Below are 21,229 nucleotides of genomic sequence, written 5' to 3'. Positions count from 1 at the left end.
TCTTTATTCAAAGCTTCATTTCCATAGTTATATGAGGAATACCCAGGTATTCAAATACTTGACTTGTCTCCTGAAATCCAAATCTTTTATAGAATTTTAATGCCGTAGTTCGTGCCCTCAATTTTAGAATTTTTAACTTATTTTGTTGAGCTTTTTCTATCAATTTTTCAATAAGTCTCGAACCTATTTTTTGGTTACAAAATTCTGGTAAGACTGCGACATAAGAGATAAGTCCTAATTCTCCAGATACTTCCTGTAGCCTGGCTGAACCAACAATTCGTTCATTAACAATTGCTAGCAAATGAAAGGAATCTTTTTCATGATTATCTTGCTCGGTACCTTGAGCCATTTCTAAAGGTTTTCGGAGAACAAGCCAACGTACATAATACATCTCACTAAGTTCTGTTTCACTGGCTACTGAACGGATAATAACTTTATCGTCTATAGTCACAATTAATTACCAATTACATCAGATTTAAGATAAGTTTTATATAACGGTTAGGTTACTTGATGATTTTCCCACATGATCTCAAAAGTAAGATGAGGGATTGGAAACAGACACAGGGGAAAACTCTGCTCCCCTGTTCCCTTGCTTCTTCCCCAGTCCCCAGATATTGCTATGAACGACTGGTGGAGGCGGTTGGGTACTGATGTCCTAAGATGGGATGAGGTGTGTAAGGTTCTTCAAGGAATTTGCGCTCTTCATCGGAAAGCTTCAAATCCACAGCCTCTACTGCTTCTTTGAGATGCTCTATCTTACTAGCACCAACAATTGGAGCCGTCACACCCGGTTGATGCAACAACCAAGCTAGGGCGATTTGTGTTGGTTTAACACCGCGTTTTTGGGCTAATTCTACAACGCGATCGACTATTTGGAAATCGGAATCTTGATAGTAGAGATTGTGAGCAAATTCATCAGTTTTAGCCCGTAGTGTCTCGCCATAGCTTTCCTTGCTGCGATTCCCTGCCAGAAAGCCCCGCGCTAAGGGACTCCAAGGAATAATCCCAATTCCTTGATCTAGAGATAAGGGTATCACCTCTCTCTCTTCTTCTCGATAAACTAAGTTGTAATGGTTTTGAATAGATATAAAGCGAGTCCAGCCGTGTTTGTCAGCCGTGTAAAGAGCTTTGGCGAACTGCCATGCGTAAACACTTGAGATTCCCAAGTAACGAACTTTACCTGATTTGACTACATCATGCAGCGCCTCTAGGGTTTCCTCAATTGGTGTCTCGTAGTCCCAACGGTGAATTTGGTACAAATCAACGTAATCTGTTTGTAGCCGCCGTAATGAGGCATCAATGCTGTCAAAAATATGTTTGCGAGACAGTCCGCGATCATTGGGGCCATCACCGATTTTACTAAAGACTTTGGTAGCAATGACGACCTGATCTCTTTTTGCAAAATCCTTAAGCGCCCGTCCCAAAATTTCTTCGCTGGCACCTAAAGAGTAAACATCGGCGGTGTCAAAGAAGTTTATCCCCAATTCCAAAGCTAGTTGAATAAACGGGCGACTCTCTTCTTCTTCCAACACCCATTCTCGCAATTTACGAGAACCATAAGTCATAGTACCTAGAGCCAGGCGTGATACTTTCAGTCCACTTTTTCCCAGATTTACGTATGTCGTCATACTGTTTGCTCTACTTTTTGATAACGTTGTGAAAGTTTTACAGCTATTTTCAGGTAAATAGACCACGCGGTAGGGGCAATTCATGAATTGCCCCTACGACAGATGTGGTTCAAATACATGATTTCTGCTGTAATGCAAGTTGACAAGCTCGATGTGCTTCATTAATGTGTCCTAGCTAGCTGTAGGTATTAGCTAATTCCCTGTGAATCACGGGAATATTACTACGGGCAGCATTCCGCTTTTCTAAGACATTCAAGGCTTTGTGATACTGCCGATCGCACAAGCCGGATCAGCTTCAACTGCTTTGAGAATAACTTGGGCATCGTTACCAACGCCCAATAACTCATCGACAAAGCGATCGATGGCATCTACTGCTGCTGATGAATCGGTAGAAATTTCGAGTCCAGATAAATCTTTGACCATTGGTTTCCCAGAGCATTGAACAGCTACAAGGATTACTTTGCAAAAGCTAACTTATAAACTACTGTATCTCAATCGTGTAACCGGAGATAATAATTATTAGATTAAGAATTTCGGATAAAGAATGCTGTGATGGCGATCGCTTTTCTCAAAATTAAGCAGTTTAGGAGTTGCGATCGCCTCTGAAAACGCCAAGACACACAACTACTTTTGTTAGTAAGCTAAACCACATCTAGTTTGCATAATCTGAAATTATACATTTCTTGTGGGGTGGGCGTCTCGCCCGCTCAAGATATGCTTTCTTAAATGTGGAACAGCTTATCGAACAGAATTCAGGAGTCAGGAGTCAGAATTCAGTTGGGAATTCTGAACGAAAAAGCGGATGAATAATCGGCGTTTTTGCACCCCCACCAAAAATTCTAGTTTTGTGGTCAACAAGAAAGTCGCGGGTCCCAATCCCCGACTGATGGTTACGTAGCTCTGCCGAAGTATTGATTCTGAATTCTGGATTCTGGATTCTGGATTCTGGATTCTTCTTCAATAGTTTTTTCCAGAAGTTATTTTTTCACCTTCGTAAGCTAGAGCCTTGTCACCTGCTTGGGCAAATGCCTGGGCGAGTTGAATCAGCTGTTGTCGCTCTTGATCATCAAAAATACCAGCCGGAGGAGGCATCCGTTTCTCTTTGATTTGGCGCACAGTTTCATGCCGTAAAGAGAGTGCCTGATTGGGATAACTCAGGATTAATAGGGGATTCTGCTTGCTGGCGTTGTCAGGACTGTGGCAGACAACACAAGCATTCTGCCGCAGCTTGGCCTCAAATGCACGATAAGCAGCATCAACTTTGGCGACGTGTGGGTTCGATGGAGAAAATAAACGGGTATAGAGTGTCACATAGGGCTGCTTGCCATGAGCATCAGTCCAAATCCACTTACCGTCCCATGCATGGTTTACCTTCGGGCGTTGTGGATCAACCACAGCTGAACGCAGCGCTCCTTTAAGCTTTCCTTGCTCCAGAAACACAAGTAATTCAGTACTTTGCTGGTAGGAATCCCACTTTTTCGATGAGTGCCAGAATGGATAAGGATAAGCACCAATATCAAACTGGTTGCGGAACTGAATCGGAAGGTGGATGACAATTAAGTTGTTTACCTGTTCAATCTGGGGTTCACCTTTGAACATAAAGGTAGCCAGGTAAATGCGACGCCAAACCAAGGGATCAAATTCAGTTGTTTGACTATCTTTGATATTATAGTTGCCAACTTTACTTTGAGCGCCCCATAAAAATGGTGCGTTCATAGTGTCCCGGAGGGTTTTTAGCTTAGAGAGTTTTTGGGCGCATGAGTCGTAGGCAGCTAAATTTTTAACATCTGTGACAATGGGACAAGCAGCAATAATTTCTTTGCCTACTTTTTTCGCTAGTTCTATGTCCTGTGATGTTTCTAGTGCTGATACTGTACTTTTTGCGTTAGGCGGTTGTGGTGCGTAGATGAAGAGTGCGATCGCTAAAACTATGCCTAAGAGTAGAAAGTGCGTAGGCGCAGCCCGCCGCAGGCATCGCAAGTAAAATTTCCGAAGATTAGGCATGATCAGCTGTTGCGTATTTAATTTGTATATTGGACGCGGGCTTTTCGGCCCGCACTACAATATTTTTGGGTTTTCGTGTTATACAATTTAGCTGCACATCAACTTATAATCACTTCAAATGGTGACTCTTGTACCATTAAATTTGGTGAATGTGAAACCTTCAAATTTTTCGCGGAACGTTAGCTTTTCATCCTTAAGAATGCTGATGGCGATCGCTTCGCCAAGGGCCAACGACGCTGCTGCATCTGTGCGCCAGTGAATCCCAGCACTATCACGACCCAAGCCAATATTTGCCGCCAGTTTGTTCAATTCGCCGCCCACGGTCAGCACTGGGCCTTGATAGGGAATCAACTGGGTGGGATCTTTGGGATTGGGTACCACCGGATTCGGAATCACATAATTCTCATCAAATAGTGCTTTCAAAATCGTGACACTGGCACCTGCGGACACCGAAGCGCCCCCTGGATAAGAAGAGTGGAATGGTGCCCCTTCAGGAAAAGCTTGCGGTAGCAGATAAGATTTGTTTTTGCTGAAGAAGCGATCAAGTGCTTCTGACTTGAAAACATCGGGGTGAATCGGATAGTTTGTTTTATTCACCTTGTTGTTGTGAACCAACCCACCATAAGCCTCTGCTCGCAGACGACGGTGAACATAGTACTTCTGCCAATAAGCTGCTCTGATTGCATGTGGACTAACCCAAGCGATGATAGATTGTGAATACCCTGGACCAAATGTCGCAGAACCACTCGCTTGGGTCTTCGAGTTGTTATAAGGATTACCGGGATTGTAAGGTGAGCCAACGCCACCAGCTAGGAGGTTATCAATGGCTGGCTTGGCGAGTAGAATTAGAGCAGCATTTGTATAGACGGGTGGTGCCGTGTGGGCAATCTCTGACTGGTCGCGCCCGTTGATAAAGTAGCGAGGGGTTGGGTCAAACTTAATCGTTCGACCAGAATCGCCACCATTTTGCACCAGCAACCACTCGTTATAGTTGGTTTGAAAACTGTTTTCGGGAATAGCTAGGGGAACACGGTTAAGCTGAAGATAACTTTGTGTTCCTGCGGGCACAGGACGCAGTAAAAACTGGGAGACGTATGGTCCCACATCTACCCCTGGTAACGTGTAGTAAATCGTTGCACCAGAGGCATTAACGTAAATCGCGGTGCCTCGAAATAGGAGTTCTGGTGTAACCCGTCCGTTCTGTTTAGGCCCTTTGAATGCTGACAACCGATTCAGATCCTGAACTGCTGCCACAATCAGCGGGTTAGTTGTATTATTGCGGAACTCGCTAAAGGGTATATCCTGCAACAGTTGTTGCCAAGCAATTTCGAGGAATTCAGCCGCCTGCTCTGCACTATCGAGGGTAGGTGGCACTGGAATTGTCAATTGGGCCGCATTCAGCCCACTCAAGCTAACCGCTAATGGACCGAGCGGTTGTAGCAGCTTCCGTTTGCCACCCAGGATGATCTTTTCATACTCATTGGGATCTTCGGAGTTCAACGCATTAATAAAAGATTGATAAGCCTTCAGATCCACTTCGCCCAGCTTGTTATGGGGTAATCCTCGTGTATCCGTCGCAATTTTGTTAGCATACTTCGCCTCATCCCCGTTGGTCGGATGCGGCGGAATCGGAACACTCTGTTGAAGTCTGGCTGCTTCAACACGTACTCGATAAGCTCTATTAACAAAGCTCTTGTAGTCGAAAGGTCGATTAGGGAGCCTGTTGATGTTTTGGGCTTGTACAATATCTTCTCCCTTTTTTGAGGAGAAAGGTGAACCTAAAACGCCTGCAACAACGCTAGCGGCACTAAACAAACCAGCGCGACCGAGAAATGAGCGTCTACTGGCGTGAGTACCAAAAAAACGTTTGCTAGCTACACGGGGTTGTTTCAGTTTATCTATTTCGTTATTAGCCTGAGCATTTTGCTCGAAACCTTGATCAGAATTAGGATCTACTTGCATGAGATGTTCTCCAGTGACAAAAAATAATCCAAAAATCTAGTCATGAGCGAGTACATGAGCAGCTAAAAGTTACAAGGCAACTTTGCGCCACACACGAGACATCCAGCTCCAGAGAAACAGGGTAATCTCACCGGATTTGGGATGAAATTTGTGCAAGGTAACTTCCACAGGAGGTGATTCTCCTGAAAGTCATGTAGGTATTTAGTGCTGGTATGATGCCTTGATCACATGGCTGTTAGACATCTGTAGTTGTAATCAGTCTGATAGCATCTTGCCGGGGTTAAAGCACAGCTAAAACCACCGCTTACTTCCACTCAAACTATAAAATACGGTAATTCTATCGATTTACCGTATTTTATAGATGTTAAATCAGACTTTCTCACAACTGGCGATGAAAATCAAGAGGTTTTTACAAAAAACTTACCAAGATTGTGAAAGCCCTGGGGAAATTACGGCAATGCAAGATGGGGAGTGGGGGGAGAAATTTTGATGCCCTGGTTGTGGGCGAACCGTCTGTGAGAGTCTAGCTTGAAAAGACCTTGTTTTTTGCTGCTAGCTGTGTGATACTTTCGTTAAATTTAGAAAATAACATAAATCTCTTACAAAAGGGAAAAAATGATGATATTCAAGAGATTTAGAACGTGGGGTTTCTTGATTGGATTAGCACTATTGACGTTTGTATTTGTAGCTTGTGCTTCTGGTAATCAAACTGCATCACAAACACCAGAAAAAGTAACAATTGCTTATCAACCTGGAATTAATTACGCTAATCTACTTATCGTTAAGCAGCAGCAAATTTTAGAAAAACAATTTCCCAAGACACAATTTGAATGGAAAGAATTATCGAATGGTGGAGCTATTAGAGACGGAATTATCGCTAATCAAATACAAGTTGGTGCAGGTGGACCAGGGTCGTTTCTCGTAGGTTGGGATAAAGGTGTGGGCTGGAAAATATTAGCTTCACTTAACTATAGTGAGTTTTGGCTAATCACGAAAAACCCCAACATCAAAAGTCTCAAAGATTTCAAGCCAGGAATGAAAATTGGTGTACCATCTCTAGATGGGGTACAGGCAATTGTACTGCGGAAGGTGGCACAAAAAGACTTAGGAAATCCCACAGCACTTGATCAAAACCTGCAAGTGATTGCTCACCCTCTAGGGTTGCAGTCTCTGTTAACCGGTCAAATTGATGCACATTTTACAACGCCACCTTTTGAATTTCAGGAAGTTGAAAAAGGTGGTAGGGTAATTATTAAAAGTTCTGATATTTTTGGTAAGACTAGCATAGCAAGTGCATTTACGACTGAAAAATTCTACAATCAATATCCTGAGTTTGGTAAAGCTTTGTATACCGCAATTGTAGATGCTACTAAACTCGTGAATGAAAAACCTGATGAAGCGGCCAAAATTCTCTCAGAAATAGATGGTGGAAAAGTCTCACAGGAGCAATATAAAAAGTGGCTCACGAATAAGGCGGTGGCATACGGGATTGAGCCAAGAGCCTTCCTCAAATGTGGGGCATTTATGCATGAAATCGGGATGTTAAACAAGCAGCCCAAATCAATTAATGAATTGATTTTACCGCCGCTTAAAGGTGCTGGGGGAGATTAAAGAAGTCGGAAGTCGGAAGTCGGAAGTCGGAAGTACAGTTTTGTAACGGGGATTTAGCGCAAAGTCAAGCCAGTGCGTTGGCGTTGCGGGGGACTTAAACCCACATAATTGGTTAAATTCATGGTGAATTTAGAATCGTTGATAGTAGCAAAAAATGTACACATTAGCTACAGCGAAGGTAAGAATAAATTTTCGGCTGTGGAAGATGTTAGCTTTGCTGTCAAACCAGGAGAAAAGTTTGTAATTATTGGGCCATCGGGTTGTGGAAAGAGTACGCTGTTAAAGGCGATCGCTGGTTTTCAGTCTATCAGTAGCGGAGAATTATTGATGGCAGGTAAACGCATCTCTGTTCCCAGCCCAGATCGGATCGTTGTCTTTCAAGATTTTGAACAACTCCTACCTTGGCAGACTGTGGTGCAAAACGTTGTTTATGCCCTTGAAACTACAGGTAAAGCTGCTGGGAAAGCTGCCATTGCTGAAGCTGTAAGATATCTCGATTTGGTGGGAGTCTCAGCAGCTGTCAATAAGTATCCCCATCAGTTATCAGGCGGGATGAAACAACGGGTAGCGATCGCCCGCGCTTTGGCTGTAAAACCTCAAGTTCTCCTGATGGATGAGCCTTTTGGCGCTTTGGATGCGCTAACACGGACTCAACTGCAATACGAACTCAATACTATTTGGCAGAATACAGGGTTGACAATCATTTTAATCACCCATTCCATACAAGAAGCTGTTTACCTGGGACATCGAGTTTTAGTGATGACACCAGTACCAGGAACTGTCAAAGAAATTGTTGATACCGCAGAGATTAATGAGATCAACACTAATAAGTTTGTCGAAGTTGCTGCCTATTTAGAAAGTTTACTCGGCAATGATTCCCGTCGTGAGGCTTTTCGAGTATGAGATTTGTGACTCGAACAACAGCAAATTCCCATAAATTTGAGAAGTTATATGCTTCACTCCAAGCCAGTAGTACTTTTAGGCGCGGAGTAATTTTTTGTGGTCTATTGATTTTTTGGCAATTGTATGTATCGGTTTCCCAAGTTCCCGCCTTACTGATTCCTGGCCCAATAGCAGTCCTAGAAGTACTGTGGCAAGATTTATTGAGTCAAAAACTGCTGCAAGCAACACTTAGCACTTTGTCCGTGTTATGTACTGGTATGGTCTTGGGTGTGATTCTGGGTACGTCTTTAGCAGCTTTCGCCAAAGTTTCTCGTTTTGGTCAAGATTTGCTAATTGTGCTGAGTTCGATGCTGAATCCCTTACCTGCGATCGCTATTTTACCCCTAGTGATAATTTGGTTTGGGTTCACTTCTGTTTCTCTGATCGTAGTTACTGCCCATGCTACAACTTGGCCGATTGCCCTGAATACAGAAATGGGACTCAGTACCATCAACCTAACGCTTCTGATGGTGGGGAAAAACCTGGGTCTAGATGGTTTTAGACTGATTCGAGAAATTATGCTCCCTGCTGCATTGCCTCACATCTTAACAGGCTTGAGAACTGCTTGGGCTTTTGGTTGGCGCACCGTGATTGCATCTGAGTTAGTGTTTGGTTCAGGGGGTGCTACTAGCGGTTTGGGATGGCAGATTAATAACAGTCGCTACTTCCTGCAAACCGATCGCGTATTTGCCGGATTAGTGGTGATTGCAATTTTGGGTTTAGCTGTCGATTATATTTTTCGATTAATTGAAATCAGAACAGTGCAAAAATGGGGTATGAAACGTAGTTAAATAATTCGTAATTCGTAATTCGTAATTCGTAATTCGTAGAGACGCGATTAATCGCGTCTGTACTTTTGTGACGGGGATTTAGCGAGAAACGCGGTCTTGGGCTTTGCCCAAGAGGAGCGATTTCTCAAGACAGACCCCGACCCAAAACTTGCGCGATTTTGAACCGGGGGACTTAAACCCGCGGTACTCGGTTAAACAGTTGACTGTGGAAGTAAGCCCAACTCTGCATAAATTGGATGTACTATCTTTCTTATTTGGGGCAGTTGTCTACTAAAGAAATATGCTCCTAAAATGCAACAAATACCGCCAAATAATAAAGCATTAGTAACACCCAGATTACCTGCTAATGCTCCAAAAAATAAATTGCCAAAAGGCAGGATTCCTAAGAAACCAGTTGTAAATATACTAGTTACTCTACCTCTTTTATCTTCCTCAAGAAGAATTGATTGCATAAAGTTATTAATTGAAGCCAAAGTTAGACTATTATTCATGCCGATGATAAACATGAATACTAGACAAATCTCTAAATTGGTTGAGCGAGAAAAAACTATTAAACCTAAACCTAGAATTGCGGCAGAACTTGCTATAATCTTTCCCAATCCTATAACATTTTTTCTAGAGATCAGATAAATGCCTGAAACTATAGAACCAAGAGCCGAAGCTGTCATCAAAAAACCCATAGTTTCAGCGTTACCTTTCAAAACCTCTTGGGCAAAAATGGGGACTAAATTGACGTGAGTCATTCCCATAAAACAGATAACGATTTGCAAGAATAATAAATATTTAATTGGCAAAAATTCGTATGCGTAAACAAACCCTTCTTTAAGGTTTTTCCAAATTTCTGATTTTTGAGTAGATAAAATATTTATAACTGGGTTGATTTTGACAGTTAAGATTGCAGATACAAATGGTAGATAACTAATACTATCTACTAAAAAACAGGAAGCTGCACCAGATCGAGCAATCAGTAAACCCGCAATCATCGGACTAACAAACTTCGCTGTATTAATCAAAAATGAATGGGAAGCCATCGCACTATAAGTATCTGATTTCTTATCCAAAAGTCTAGGAATAATTACCTGACGGGCTGGTAAATCGAAAGCTTTTACCGTTCCCTGAAGCGTGCCAATGGCAATAATCCATACAACATTGATGTTACCACTAAGAGTTAGAAAAGTTAGGGTAGAAGATAGCACAATAGATACTAGCTGAGTAGTTAATAGGACATATCGTAAATTCCAGCGATCTAGCAAGACTCCTACCAAAGGTGTAATAATCAAACCCGTAGCTTGATTTGTAAATCCAGCCACACCAACTAATACAGCCGAATTAGTTAATTGATAAACTAACCATACTAAAGCAATTTGAGTCATCCAAGACCCAAAAAAAGATAAGCTTTCTCCGATAACGAAACAAGAGAAATTCACGGATTTAAGCGCAGACGGAAGTTCAAAAGAAACAAACTTTAGTTTGTCTTTTTGGAAGTTTTCTCTATTACTTGGTAGCATGAGCGTTTCCCTGTTTTGTCAAAATAGACTTCACTTGAAAATATGAACTAGTGGTTCGTAGTGAGTGATTTATCGCTCAATTTCAAGGGCTAGAGCTACTAATTTTTTTGATGAAAACAGTATTAGCAAAGCTTAATGTTAGTCAGACAGAAAGTTTGTATGCTTACTATTAGAACAAAAAAATAGCAGCAGTATCATTAGACTACGTATCATACCATGTCTGGTCGAATACCCACAATTCTTGCAAATCAACCCACAACCCCTACCGCCAAGCAGCAAGGGTTTGAAGTGGTTGATGCTCAATTAAACACAGGTGAGATCACAGCCAAGCTCGGTCGTATTGAACAGGCCAGAGTTTATCGTGTCCCAGTTGTTTAGCTGCCAGATGCGGCCAGTAAGGATTGCGGAGTAGTTCACGTCCCAACAGCACTATATCAGCTACTTCTGTGCGAATAATCTCGTCAGCTTGTTCAGGAGATGTAATTAAGCCCACCGCTCCTGTATGAATATTGGCTTCGCGGCGGATGCGTTCGGCAAACTGAGTCTGATAACCAGGTTTAATTGGTATATTGATGCCAGGTATAATACCTCCCGATGAAGTATCGATGAGATCAACCCCTAGAGACTTGAGTTTGTCACTTAAAGCGATACTTTGCTCAATGTCCCAACCCTTATCTACCCAATCGGTGGCAGAAATACGCACCCAGAGGGGATTTGTCTGGGGCCAAACTTCTCGGACTGCTTGAACAACTTCTCTAAGCAGACGAGTCCGGTTTTCAAAGCTGCCACCATAATCATCTTGCCGTTGGTTAGAAAGGGGTGAGAGAAACTGGTGCAGTAGATAACCGTGGGCAGCATGAATTTCCACTACCTTAAAGCCAGCTTGCAGAGAACGTTTAGCAGCTTCGACAAAGGCGTTAATAACTTGTTGAATTCCCTCAAGACTGAGAGCTTCTGGAATTGGGCTATCTTTGCTGAAAGCGATCGCACTACTCGAAACCAAGGGACGCCAACCTTCCTGAGATTCATCCAGCACTTTTCCTCCCTTACTCGGTTTGGCAGTGCTGGCCTTTCTACCTGCATGAGCAAGTTGAATACCTGCAACAGCGCCAAAGTTATGAATCAATGCCACAGTTTTGGCCAAAGTTTCTATGTGTGCATCTGACCAGATTCCTAAATCTTGGGGGCTAATGCGCCCACGCGACTCTACAGCTGCTGCTTCTGTTAGCACTATACCTGCACCGCCAACTGCGCGAGAAGCCAGATGAATAACGTGCCAATCATTAGCATATCCATTTGTACTGGAATATTGACACATGGGTGAAACGGCGATGCGGTTGCGAAAGGTAACTTCACGAATCTTGAATGGTTCAAACAGATGTGCCATTAATATTGATTCCTTCGCTTGCTAGGTAAAAGAAATTGTGGACGAATTTGCATTAAACGGCTGTAAATTTTTTCTTACGTACACTTAAATGAGCGATAAACGCCACAGCCAACAAAAAGAATCCCAAGGTACAAACGCCGTTTCACTGCCACAACCTACCTCCGTTGTTAAATACTTGTTAACTCATCCCCCGGCTTCAAGCCGGGGGCAAATCGAAGTCATTAGTCATTAGTCATTAGTCATTAGTACCAATGACCAATGACTAATGACTAATGACTAAATCGGCGGGCGGCTATTCCTCCCACCCCTTGAAGGGATGGGAGGAATAGCCGATTTTCGTTGAATGACTAGAATCCTCATTAAGACTTGGATGAATAGGCTGATTATCAGGCTCTTGGGTCTGAAGTTCCCAGATATCGCGTTTTCCTAGTTCTTGATCCACTAATAACTGTAGATGATCTGGTAATTTATTGTTTTGCCAAATTGACCAAAATTCTCCACAAAATAATTCTTTTTCATTTTGTCCGAAAAACATTGCTTTCTTCTCCAGTAATGTCACAGTTTCAGTTTAGTAAATCCTAATTTCTGAAAGATGAAGTAGCAAAATTCTCATCCTTCATTATTCCGCCGTCTTGAAAATACAGGTACTATTCGCCCCTGATACTGATTGTTAATAAGAGTGTCCTTAAGGAAACTAGGTTTAATCGTACTAAATTGATTTTGAGTTCCTTTATAGCATTATTCATGAAAGCTCAATGTTAAAAGTAACAACTTTTACTTCTAAGCCTGATTGAGATGCTCGCTTGGCATTTAAAAACTTCAAAATATCTTTAGATATGATTCCTATCACCCCGATTTGAATGACTATTAAATATTTGGTTTTAGTATATATAGTGACTAACAAGGAGCATCACCTAATTTTTAGTTTGAAGTGTTTATGTTTGCAGTAAAAGTCAGACTTCAACAACTTTTGATCGGCGAGAAACTGTTTCGTCGAGTCCAAAAGTTTCAATCCTTCCTCGGTGAAGGGTTTTTCTGGATAAAGACTGGTTAAGAGCCTCCAGGCTGGGAAACCACTCTGGGAGGCTCCGCCTCCTGTTTCTTGACCAGAGGCAGAGCCTCTCGGAATACATTCCCAGTCTTGAGACTGGGAACGAGATTACACAAGCCTTTGGGCTTTTCTTAGTGCCATTCCTTCAAGAACCCTTGTAATAAACGCTAAAAGTTTGCTTGGCATTAAATTTTGAGTTTATTGGCTAACCCACCTAATTTGCTACTAATTATACGGTAACTCAATCGAGTTACCGTAATATATACTTATGAGAGTTACATAGATTGTGCTAAAAAACAAGAGGTTATTAAAATTTATTGATATTACTAATCAAAACCTCACCCCCAACCCCTCTCCGTGAGTTCGGGGAGGGTTGGGGGTGAGGTTAAGCTGTACCTCAGTAGATTAGGGAACGCTATAAAATAACAGATTCTGCGTCGAATAGATGAAATTAATTGTCTTCACTCGTGTTTCCGTCAAAAAATTGCAAGCGTCCAATGCCGATAAATTGGCCAGCAGTTTTCTCACCAGAGGGAAAAGCCTTAACGCCAAATAAATAGACGCCATCTTTAAAAGGATTGTAGTAAGTTTGCAGACCAATAGTAACCGTCTTACCTGGCTGTATAGGAGTGTCAAAGGTTACTGTGAAAGTCTGTTGTTTGTCGTGGCCTTTTACCGCTTTGAGTGCCAATTTTGAACCTTGGTGATTGCGTGTGCCTTCAAAAGCAAAAGTATCTTTCTCATTGAATTCAATATCTTCAGTCCCCTCAATCTGGTTAAAAGTAACCTGTTGCAACGGTTCCCCAGCCGTCGCTGGCACTTCCAGAGTGAAATAGTACCTCGCATTCGGAACACTTGTATTGCTGTATGGAGTGCTGGCACTAACTAAACGTGGTGGTTTGAGAAAGGCGATTGTGCCATTGCTTAAGGTAACTGCATCGGCTACCGAATGAGGTAGTAAATATAGTCCAGCGCTAACAACAAATAGAGTACTAAAAAAACTAGTAACGTCCTTCATAATTTATAGTTTTACCCCAATGATTTTTCTCTGGGACTTAAATTATTAAGTCTTGTTTCAAATCCCCATACTTAAGCCTGATAAAATCAATTACCACAGCAACTATAATCAACTTTACCGACTATTTATAAGGCAGTTTTGCTGTAATTCTAGCACGCGATTTCAAGTTGTATAGGAATAAAAAAAATTAATTTAACTAATAATTTTGCCGCAATTTTTATTAATAAATTCCCTCAAAAGCCGATGATTTTACCGGACTTTGACTACACCTAAACACCCGTATATTGATAAGTTTGCCGTAGTTTAAAATAGTAAATTATCTGAAAAATCGATAATTTTACACGGCAGTAAATTTATCAATTGAATTACATATCAATAATGTTACTGAATTTATAATTAGAGAATTATAGTGAGAGAGGGAAATACACTGATTTATGATGATTTAACCAACTTTGGGGGTTTAAGTCCCCTGTTTCTACAAGCAGCGTGAATTGAAGCCTAAGTTAAATCCCCGTCACAAAACGTAATTGCGTACAGCCCTTTGGGCATGAAAACCGCGTAGCGTGCCGGAGGCTCTATTGCGAATTGCGAATTGTTTTAATTCCCCAACAGAGCGTAGACGCAGAGTGGTGAGGGGGTCGCGGGAGACACTAAGAGTAAACTACCTACATCGCCGCTTCGCGGTCGATGCAGGCTTTTAGTAGCCCTGAACTATCTACGCTGAGTTCACAGCATAAACAGTTCGAGCCTCTAGGCTGGTTTACAAAAACAACCCCAATAGCAGATATATTCTTGCTAGCGTTGTAGTCGGCATCTCCACTCCAATAACATGCTTCATTAGTGCATTTGAAACGTTTATCAGAACGCAGTCCAATATGTAGGCATTGATGGCAAGTTTGACTAGTCCAAGCTGGAGTTTAATTTGCACTAATATTTTTTTATATGTATTGTAGGGTGGGCATCTTGCCCGCCCTGATAGTGCAAGTTATATACGTAACAGCTTAGACAACGAGATTTTAGATTATATCGACCTCAGGACTGCGATAGCTTTGAGATTTTCCCCTAAAGATAAATAATAGTTAACAAAAGAGCGTTGGCGCAGCCCGCCGCAGGCATCGCCTGTTATGGAACAGTGTGCGACGCCGAATAGCCCGTCGTAGACATCGCACTTCGTGTTTTAATCAATTCACCAGATATCTTCAAAATTAAGCACAAATCCAGGTAGTATATCTTCTCCTGATAAACTAGCAGGAGATTGCAGTAGTTCAATATCTCTACCAGAGCGATAAATTTCTACTTGCCGATTTTCTAAATCAATTAACCAACCTAATCTAGCACCGTTGTCTCGGTACTCTTGCATTTTATTTTGTAGCCTTCTTAAACAATCAGTATCAGAACGCAATTCCACTACAAAATCAGGACATACAGGCGGAAATCCCTCTTTTTGCTCTTGTGTGAGAGAATCCCATCTGTCACGTCTTAACCAAGATGCGTCAGGCGAACGAACTGCCCCATTTGGTAAAATAAACCCAACCGAAGAACCAAAAGCTATACCTAGTGACTCATCACGATTCCACACTCCAAGTTTAGCAGTTAAATTAGCATTGCGGTTGCTAGTTAAACCTCCGACTAGAGGCATTAGTAGCAATGTGCCATCAGCATTACGCTCAAATCTGATTAATTCATTTATCTGACATAACTGGAAGAATTGCTCATCTGTTATTTGAAGAACAGGAGCAAAGTTGATAGTTAACGCATCCATAGAAAAATTTCAACTTGAATATTCCCATAAAAATGCCAAAGGCGAATGCACTTTAGCGAAAAACACATTTAGAATGATTGACTCTAAGTATTGATTACTTTATCCGCAGCACCAGTTAATATTTCATCCATCCAAGCATTTATGCTTTTGCCAGCCTTTTTAGCAGCAATAAATATTTTGCGGTGGTGTTCTGGAGTTGTGCGGAATGGAAGTTTCCCAGAGAATGGTTTATCAGGCTCCTCTCCTAGTTCTTCACAGAAAGCAAGATAATCATCAACAGAAATCTGAAATTCTTGACGCGCTTCGTCTACAGTTTTTGCCTTAAAGGTAATCACGTCATTAATATCTAGGACTTGACCAAAAAGTATTCCCGCTTCTACATCTACTTCTATACTAGCTGTGTATCCTTTATAAGTCATCATATTTCAATTCCTGCCTTAATTAAAAATTATTTAACAGATTTGACTGCTCCTTTATCTGTCTCATTTTGAGGATGCGGTTCGTGAAAAACAGCTTTCACATCATTTAATTTCACACGAACCCGCGAACCTCTACCTTGAGTAATATCAGCACCTAAAGCTATCAATCAACTTTCAATATCTTTCCAAAGAATATTAGATGGTACAGGATTTGTAAAAATTAACTCTAAAATCTGACGTTGTTTGTTATTGAGATCCATTTAATCAATACAATTCCAGCCATATTACAGTTAAGTTGAATATAGCCACAGATTTAATGATATCATATTATGATATCGTGGAAAATATAGAAGCGTAGGCGTAGCTGGGGTACACTACACCTTCAAAATTTCCCAAAGTGCGTTAGCGTTCGCGGAGCTTCTCTACGAGACGCTCACCGTAGGTATCGCTTTGCAGAAAACCTCAAAAATAAAGCGTTAGCGTAGCTCACCGTAGGTATCGCCTCGGTAGAATAATAATTTACTAAGCTGTTGCAAATTCTGTAAATTTTCTCACATCTGGGGGCTGAAAAGCTAACACAATATCGCTGCTATTTACACCTAAATTCATTAATTCAGTCGCTATTCCCTCTTCTGTCCAGTCTTCTTCTATGAAAATTTTTTCATTCTTAATCCGAATATGAACATGAGTATATTTAAGTCTTTTGCTACCTTGCCAATCTACAGTTAACCAGAGATAATGATCGTGATTTTCATCAAACACTAAGCAATTTTCAGCATTTTTATCAGGTGATTGACGAGATAAATTATCATATTCAGTTAGCACCTGCTTAATTAACTCTCGATATGCTATTAATTGATCCATAAAGTAATTTCCTACCTTTCATTATTAAAAATAATAAATTCAATTTGCTGAAGTTTAACCACTGCTTGAATAGATTTTCTTTGAAAGAAAGTATCAAATACTGTATCTCTGATTGCTAGATAAATTTTATAGTTTTTACTGGCTAGTTGTAAAATATCGCGGTATAGAATATATTGACCTAGAGCATTTTCAAAATCTCTCATGGGAGAAGGACTGATAAAACTCTTGATTTCTACAACTATTTTCCGTCCTTCTTGTTCTGCTAATAAGGCTTTTTCTACAAATAAATCAGCATAAAGTTCTGCGTCTTCATACTGCAAAAAATAAGGATCAGCTATAATTATCCAGCCATCTTTAATTAAGGCATTTTTAACAGCATCATGGTAAATGTCTTTTGCTGGCATTTCCTTCGTAGTAATATCGGCTAGATATTAAGTTTAGTTATTATAATTATACTAACTAACCAAGAACTTCAATATCCCATCCCCTCAAAATTACACTCCCAAAGAGCGATGTCTACGATGGGCTGTTCGGTCACGCCTTACAGAAAACCTCAAAAATAAGACGCGGAATGCCTTTCTACGTGAGATGAGTAGTTTTGTAGATTTAATTAAGAGTTAATATTGAGAGTTTCTCTGTATTTTTACTAATCCATCCACCTGTATTTGTCTGTTGTTTCAGGATGAACCTAATCATTTATGTAACAGCGATCGCCGAAATAGCAAATGCTGTCACCGAAATAGCAAATGCTGTCGCTGAAATAGCAAATGCTGTCGCTGAAATAGCAAATGCTGTCACCGAAATAGCAAATGCTGTCGCTGAAATAGCAAATGTAGTCGCCGAAATAGCAAATGCTGTCGCTGAAATAGCAAATGTAGTCGCCGAAATAGCAAATGCTGTCGCTGAAATAGCAAATGCTGTCGCTGAAATAGCAAATGCTGTCGCTGAAATAGCAAATGCTGTCACCGAAATAGCAAATGTAGTCGCCGAAATAGCAAATGCTGTCGCTGAAATAGCAAATGCGATCGCCTTGCAGAAAACCTCAAAAATAAAGCGATCGCTTGTTGTGCAAGAGTGAGCGATGTCTACGACGGGCTACGCCTACGCTTTGCAGAAAACCTCAAAAATAAAGCGATCGCCTGTTGTCCAAGAGTGAGCGTTAGCGTAGCTCACCGTAGGTATCGCCTTACAGAAAACCTCAAAAACTAAGCGATCGCCTGTTGTGGAAGCGTGTGCGTTAGCGTAGCTCACCGTAGGTATCGCCTTGCACAAAACCTCAAAAACTAAGCGATCGCCTGTTGTCCAAGAGTGAGCGATGTCTACGACGGGCTACGCCTACGCTTTGCAGAAAACCTCAAAAATAATGCGATCGCCTGTTATGAAAGAGTGTGCGATCGCATTCCCAAAATCTTCCCAAGAACAATTACACCCCACACTCCCAAACAGTGATCGCATTCTAGGCAATTTCATTAACGATTTTTTATGATTTTACGTAATTATACGGTTAACAAATATATTATTAGATTGTGCAAAATACAATCAGGACAATAAATAATTATAGATAATGATTTGGGATAATTATCACAAAGTTTATTTTTGAATAATATATTGTATGAGAGAAACAGGTGTAATTAAGTTTTTTGGTAAGAAACGAAGAAATCCGATAACTAATTTTGGTTTTATCAAGCGTGAAGACGGTAATGAAGTTTATATCCACAAAGATAACGCTTGTTATACAATTGCTGAACTCGCTGAAAGATTAGGGTTAGAAGAAAGTATTATTGAATCTGAGAAATTAAAACCTAATCTGTCTGAATGGAGTATTAACAAAGATCCAAAAGCGATAGAGTGGGAATACTTATCATCAACAAATAATTTTTACCCTGTTTCTTTACCAGAAGGAATGCGCGTTACTTTTGAAGTAGTAACAAATACAGAAAAGGGTAAAGAGGAAGCTAAGAGTTTACGTCTTTTATTAAATCAACAAACTAGCATACTAGAAAGTTTGCAGCCTGAGCAGAAGACTAATATTACTACAAGTATTAGTGAAGATAGCATAGATGATATTGACTTAAATTCCCTAGATGCTTATTATCCATTATCTAGAAATATAAAAGTTAAATCTTCTCTTGATTTTAGTGAATATTTTAAGCAATTACAACTAATTAAGAGAGTAAGCACGGTTGATTTTATCTACTGTTTATATTTAGAAAAATTAGATGCAATTTATTGGGGAATGACATCAAATTTAACCCAAAGAATGCAACAACATTATCGTGGTGAAGTCAAGTCAACCCGTGAAGAAGCAGTAAAAGGACAGATGTGGATTTTATATACTTTACCATTCAAAGCTAGAGAAGATGCTGAAAAAGTAGAACAACAAGCATGGAGTAAATCAGGAGGAGGGTTATTGACAAATAATGATTGTTCGCGTGGTAGACAAACATTTTTAGGAGTCGAATGTGCGGGAACAGTAGCAAGAATGGATTTTGCTTATCGTCATCTCATTAATTTAGGTTGGACTGGTACAAAAATAACGCTTAAAGATTTTTTAAGCAATACATCTAAATATTTACACTTATGGGATGAAATAGGAAATAATATTAATTATGATGTGTTAGCTGAAATATTTGATCTGGTTAAAATAAGAGAGCAAATCAGAAATCGTTCAAGTCGAAAAAAATCTGATAACTCTGAAATAACATCTGATATTAGCACAGTCAAAAAACTTAGAAAAAACGAAGTAAAGTATTTAGTTCAGTATTCTGCCGAATTAAATAATAAGAATCAAAAAGTTATATCTGGGGTTATTATAACACCTGTAATAATTATAGATTGCAAAAATAATAATACCTTTGATAAATCAATTTTATATCTAGAAGCATACGAAACTAAGGAAGAAGCACAAAAAGCTTTAAAAAATGTAGATTATCAAATTCCTAATATATATCTATATCTATTAAATCATGGTTGGAATGGAAGAATATTCAATACACAACTTCTTTTATCTGCCTTGTCTCAGATAAATAACATACAAAAGTATTATTGTCATTACCCTCATAATGAAAGATTAAAAATTTTGAGAAAATATATTATAGGAAGACATCAAGATGAGCAATCTTATCATATTGCAAATATAGAAAGAAGATTGTCTACATCGGCTAATATTAACTGGCGTACTTTAGTTTTTCCGCAAGAATGGATTGATATTTATGAAGACTATGAATTTCAGCAGCAGAATTTAGTAAATCAAAGAAGATTAAAAACGAATCAAAACAAATCAATCCAAATAGATAGTTTAAAAGCACTTTTGTTGCTAAATTCAAATACATCAGACCAATTTGTTGCAGAATCACATACAACGGACTCGACAACTGATTTGGACAACATTTAATTAGTGTTTTTATGTTTTATTCTAGCAGATTCTCAAAATCTCTCCTAACTCACTGCATATTCTGTAAACTGTCTCATAAAAGGAGACTGAAAACCTAACACTATGTCTTCCTTGGGAACTCCCGCAGCTACCAAATTAGCTGCAATATCATCTTCTGTACCATTCCACTGAAGCCAAATTTTCCCACCTTTAATATCAATATGAATAATACAACTATGTACCCAGTCTTGACCTTCCCACCCTACATTAACTATTTGATAATGGTCACGTTCTGTATCAAAAATTGTTTCAACTTCTATATTCCCGTTAGCTGGTTTTTGCTCACTATAATCATGTAATATCTGTTGTACAAGCTGGCGATATCGAGTTAATTTATCCATTGGAAAATCACCTCTTGTTCTACATCATAAATAAGCATTTTCACTTGATTTTCTGCTATCATCTCTTTAGGAAAATCAAGTTTAAAAAATGTTTTGTAAGTTGTTAAAGGTACTGCTAAATACAAAACACGCTCCGGTTGCCGCCGTCGTAATGCACCTCTATAATTAATAAACTGTCCTAATGCTGTATGAAATTCTGAAATAGCAGACGACCTCTCTAAAAAACTTTTGACTTCGACTGCAATTTTTTGTCCTTCACGTTCTGCTGCAATCAGCTTTTGGGCGGCTAAATCAATCGAAAGGTTAACTCCTCCCACGCTCATTGTGAGTGGATCGTGAGTAATTTGCCAACCATCTTTGTTTAAAGCTGTTTTGACAACTTCATGAAAGACATCTTTAGCAGACATACATATCTATAATTATATATTTGATTTTCATTTACCCGCATTCCATACAATTTGTCAAAACCGTTTTTTATGTAGAGACGTTCTATAAAACGTCCCTACAT

The 21,229-nt window shown here is 40.0% G+C and carries 22 protein-coding genes and 2 pseudogenes; 6 read left to right on the top strand and 18 right to left on the bottom strand.

Annotated elements, in window-relative coordinates; translation table 11 throughout:
- Positions 1-7 precede the first annotated feature (7 nt).
- The 5 genes from V7K27_RS34195 to V7K27_RS34175 all read right to left on the bottom strand — a co-directional run bounded on the left by V7K27_RS34195 (position 8) and on the right by V7K27_RS34175 (position 5,594).
- Entirely contained in the window at positions 8-451 is a 444-nt protein-coding gene (locus V7K27_RS34195; protein ID WP_334953207.1) for a GNAT family N-acetyltransferase, read from the bottom strand.
- 166 nt (positions 452-617) lie between these two features.
- On the bottom strand, positions 618-1,628 hold the full coding sequence (locus tag V7K27_RS34190; protein WP_334953205.1) for an aldo/keto reductase: 1,011 nt from the start codon (positions 1,626-1,628) through the stop codon (positions 618-620).
- Between the two features lie 252 nt (positions 1,629-1,880).
- Positions 1,881-2,051: a hypothetical protein gene (locus V7K27_RS34185; protein ID WP_334953203.1), complete on the bottom strand. Its 171-nt coding sequence runs from the start codon at positions 2,049-2,051 to the stop codon at positions 1,881-1,883.
- Between the two features lie 534 nt (positions 2,052-2,585).
- A complete protein-coding gene (locus V7K27_RS34180; RefSeq protein WP_334953201.1) occupies positions 2,586-3,632 on the bottom strand; it encodes a cytochrome c in 1,047 nt (348 codons plus the stop codon).
- Positions 3,633-3,746: 114 nt separating this feature from the next.
- A complete protein-coding gene (locus V7K27_RS34175; RefSeq protein WP_334953200.1) occupies positions 3,747-5,594 on the bottom strand; it encodes a vanadium-dependent haloperoxidase in 1,848 nt (615 codons plus the stop codon).
- 669 nt (positions 5,595-6,263) lie between these two features.
- Here V7K27_RS34175 and V7K27_RS34170 point away from each other — a divergent pair.
- From V7K27_RS34170 to V7K27_RS34160, 3 genes are all read left to right on the top strand, one after another.
- Positions 6,264-7,205, top strand: coding sequence for an ABC transporter substrate-binding protein (locus V7K27_RS34170; RefSeq protein ID WP_334953198.1), 942 nt, complete (start codon positions 6,264-6,266; stop codon positions 7,203-7,205).
- A 120-nt stretch (positions 7,206-7,325) separates the two neighbouring features.
- Positions 7,326-8,108 carry an ABC transporter ATP-binding protein gene (locus V7K27_RS34165; RefSeq protein ID WP_334953196.1) on the top strand — a complete coding sequence of 261 codons (783 nt, stop codon included), beginning with the start codon at positions 7,326-7,328 and terminating at the stop codon, positions 8,106-8,108.
- Between the two features lie 5 nt (positions 8,109-8,113).
- Positions 8,114-8,938: an ABC transporter permease gene (locus V7K27_RS34160; RefSeq protein ID WP_334953194.1), complete on the top strand. Its 825-nt coding sequence runs from the start codon at positions 8,114-8,116 to the stop codon at positions 8,936-8,938.
- A 191-nt stretch (positions 8,939-9,129) separates the two neighbouring features.
- Here the strand turns inward: V7K27_RS34160 and V7K27_RS34155 are convergent, their stop codons facing one another.
- From V7K27_RS34155 to V7K27_RS34110, 10 genes and pseudogenes are all read right to left on the bottom strand, one after another.
- Positions 9,130-10,446: an MFS transporter gene (locus tag V7K27_RS34155; protein WP_334953192.1), complete on the bottom strand. Its 1,317-nt coding sequence runs from the start codon at positions 10,444-10,446 to the stop codon at positions 9,130-9,132.
- A 319-nt stretch (positions 10,447-10,765) separates the two neighbouring features.
- Complete coding sequence (namA, locus tag V7K27_RS34150) at positions 10,766-11,833, bottom strand: NADPH dehydrogenase NamA (protein ID WP_334953190.1); 1,068 nt, start codon at positions 11,831-11,833, stop codon at positions 10,766-10,768.
- 292 nt (positions 11,834-12,125) lie between these two features.
- Complete coding sequence (locus V7K27_RS34145) at positions 12,126-12,392, bottom strand: hypothetical protein (protein ID WP_334953188.1); 267 nt, start codon at positions 12,390-12,392, stop codon at positions 12,126-12,128.
- 943 nt (positions 12,393-13,335) lie between these two features.
- Positions 13,336-13,902, bottom strand: a complete 567-nt coding sequence (locus tag V7K27_RS34140) for a DUF2808 domain-containing protein (protein ID WP_334953187.1) — start codon at positions 13,900-13,902, stop codon at positions 13,336-13,338.
- Positions 13,903-14,567: 665 nt separating this feature from the next.
- A pseudogene (locus tag V7K27_RS34135) lies at positions 14,568-14,816 on the bottom strand (zinc ribbon domain-containing protein); the annotation flags it as partial.
- Between the two features lie 272 nt (positions 14,817-15,088).
- Entirely contained in the window at positions 15,089-15,664 is a 576-nt protein-coding gene (locus V7K27_RS34130) for a Uma2 family endonuclease (protein WP_334953185.1), read from the bottom strand.
- A gap of 83 nt (positions 15,665-15,747) precedes the next feature.
- Positions 15,748-16,083: a type II toxin-antitoxin system HicB family antitoxin gene (locus tag V7K27_RS34125; protein WP_199346326.1), complete on the bottom strand. Its 336-nt coding sequence runs from the start codon at positions 16,081-16,083 to the stop codon at positions 15,748-15,750.
- 29 nt (positions 16,084-16,112) lie between these two features.
- Positions 16,113-16,343 (bottom strand): annotated as a pseudogene (locus V7K27_RS34120) (type II toxin-antitoxin system HicA family toxin).
- A gap of 262 nt (positions 16,344-16,605) precedes the next feature.
- The gene (locus V7K27_RS34115) at positions 16,606-16,947 is read right to left on the bottom strand and encodes a XisI protein (protein ID WP_334953184.1); all 342 of its coding nucleotides are present in this window, start codon (positions 16,945-16,947) and stop codon (positions 16,606-16,608) included.
- Positions 16,948-16,958: 11 nt separating this feature from the next.
- Positions 16,959-17,351, bottom strand: a complete 393-nt coding sequence (locus tag V7K27_RS34110) for a XisH family protein (RefSeq protein WP_334953183.1) — start codon at positions 17,349-17,351, stop codon at positions 16,959-16,961.
- Positions 17,352-17,629: 278 nt separating this feature from the next.
- Between V7K27_RS34110 and V7K27_RS34105 the strand changes: the two genes are divergently transcribed.
- Positions 17,630-18,025, top strand: coding sequence for a hypothetical protein (locus V7K27_RS34105; RefSeq protein WP_334953182.1), 396 nt, complete (start codon positions 17,630-17,632; stop codon positions 18,023-18,025).
- Between the two features lie 23 nt (positions 18,026-18,048).
- Here V7K27_RS34105 and V7K27_RS34100 read toward each other — a convergent pair whose 3' ends face one another.
- A complete protein-coding gene (locus V7K27_RS34100; protein ID WP_334953181.1) occupies positions 18,049-18,198 on the bottom strand; it encodes a hypothetical protein in 150 nt (49 codons plus the stop codon).
- A gap of 57 nt (positions 18,199-18,255) precedes the next feature.
- Between V7K27_RS34100 and V7K27_RS34095 the strand changes: the two genes are divergently transcribed.
- Both V7K27_RS34095 and V7K27_RS34090 read left to right on the top strand, forming a co-directional pair.
- Entirely contained in the window at positions 18,256-18,396 is a 141-nt protein-coding gene (locus V7K27_RS34095; protein ID WP_334953180.1) for a hypothetical protein, read from the top strand.
- Positions 18,397-18,559: 163 nt separating this feature from the next.
- Positions 18,560-20,341: a GIY-YIG nuclease family protein gene (locus tag V7K27_RS34090; protein ID WP_334953179.1), complete on the top strand. Its 1,782-nt coding sequence runs from the start codon at positions 18,560-18,562 to the stop codon at positions 20,339-20,341.
- 44 nt (positions 20,342-20,385) lie between these two features.
- Here V7K27_RS34090 and V7K27_RS34085 read toward each other — a convergent pair whose 3' ends face one another.
- Positions 20,386-20,721 (bottom strand): XisI protein, encoded by a 336-nt coding sequence (locus V7K27_RS34085; protein ID WP_334953178.1) that lies wholly within the window; start codon positions 20,719-20,721, stop codon positions 20,386-20,388.
- Positions 20,709-21,128 carry a XisH family protein gene (locus V7K27_RS34080; RefSeq protein WP_334953177.1) on the bottom strand — a complete coding sequence of 140 codons (420 nt, stop codon included), beginning with the start codon at positions 21,126-21,128 and terminating at the stop codon, positions 20,709-20,711. The genes V7K27_RS34085 and V7K27_RS34080 overlap by 13 nt, the downstream gene beginning before the upstream one ends.
- Between the last annotated feature and the right edge of the window lie 101 nt (positions 21,129-21,229).

The sequence above is a fragment of the Nostoc sp. genome (assembly GCF_036919575.1).
Classification (GTDB): Bacteria; Cyanobacteriota; Cyanobacteriia; order Cyanobacteriales; family Nostocaceae; genus Nostoc.
This window is presented reverse-complemented; position numbering and strand designations above follow the sequence as displayed.

Bases quoted from the DNA above. Each gene is read 5' to 3' on its own strand.
- V7K27_RS34175 (WP_334953200.1), bottom strand. From the start codon at position 5,594: ATGCAAGTAGATCCTAATTCTGATCAAGGTTTCGAGCAAAATGCTCAG.
- V7K27_RS34190 (WP_334953205.1), bottom strand. From the start codon at position 1,628: ATGACGACATACGTAAATCTGGGAAAAAGTGGACTGAAAGTATCACGC.
- V7K27_RS34105 (WP_334953182.1), top strand. From the start codon at position 17,630: ATGAACCTAATCATTTATGTAACAGCGATCGCCGAAATAGCAAATGCT.
- V7K27_RS34090 (WP_334953179.1), top strand. From the start codon at position 18,560: ATGAGAGAAACAGGTGTAATTAAGTTTTTTGGTAAGAAACGAAGAAAT.
- namA (WP_334953190.1), bottom strand. From the start codon at position 11,833: ATGGCACATCTGTTTGAACCATTCAAGATTCGTGAAGTTACCTTTCGC.
- V7K27_RS34180 (WP_334953201.1), bottom strand. From the start codon at position 3,632: ATGCCTAATCTTCGGAAATTTTACTTGCGATGCCTGCGGCGGGCTGCG.
- V7K27_RS34130 (WP_334953185.1), bottom strand. From the start codon at position 15,664: ATGGATGCGTTAACTATCAACTTTGCTCCTGTTCTTCAAATAACAGAT.
- V7K27_RS34125 (WP_199346326.1), bottom strand. From the start codon at position 16,083: ATGACTTATAAAGGATACACAGCTAGTATAGAAGTAGATGTAGAAGCG.
- V7K27_RS34110 (WP_334953183.1), bottom strand. From the start codon at position 17,351: ATGCCAGCAAAAGACATTTACCATGATGCTGTTAAAAATGCCTTAATT.
- V7K27_RS34155 (WP_334953192.1), bottom strand. From the start codon at position 10,446: ATGCTACCAAGTAATAGAGAAAACTTCCAAAAAGACAAACTAAAGTTT.
- V7K27_RS34085 (WP_334953178.1), bottom strand. From the start codon at position 20,721: ATGGATAAATTAACTCGATATCGCCAGCTTGTACAACAGATATTACAT.
- V7K27_RS34115 (WP_334953184.1), bottom strand. From the start codon at position 16,947: ATGGATCAATTAATAGCATATCGAGAGTTAATTAAGCAGGTGCTAACT.
- V7K27_RS34165 (WP_334953196.1), top strand. From the start codon at position 7,326: ATGGTGAATTTAGAATCGTTGATAGTAGCAAAAAATGTACACATTAGC.
- V7K27_RS34140 (WP_334953187.1), bottom strand. From the start codon at position 13,902: ATGAAGGACGTTACTAGTTTTTTTAGTACTCTATTTGTTGTTAGCGCT.
- V7K27_RS34080 (WP_334953177.1), bottom strand. From the start codon at position 21,128: ATGTCTGCTAAAGATGTCTTTCATGAAGTTGTCAAAACAGCTTTAAAC.
- V7K27_RS34185 (WP_334953203.1), bottom strand. From the start codon at position 2,051: ATGGTCAAAGATTTATCTGGACTCGAAATTTCTACCGATTCATCAGCA.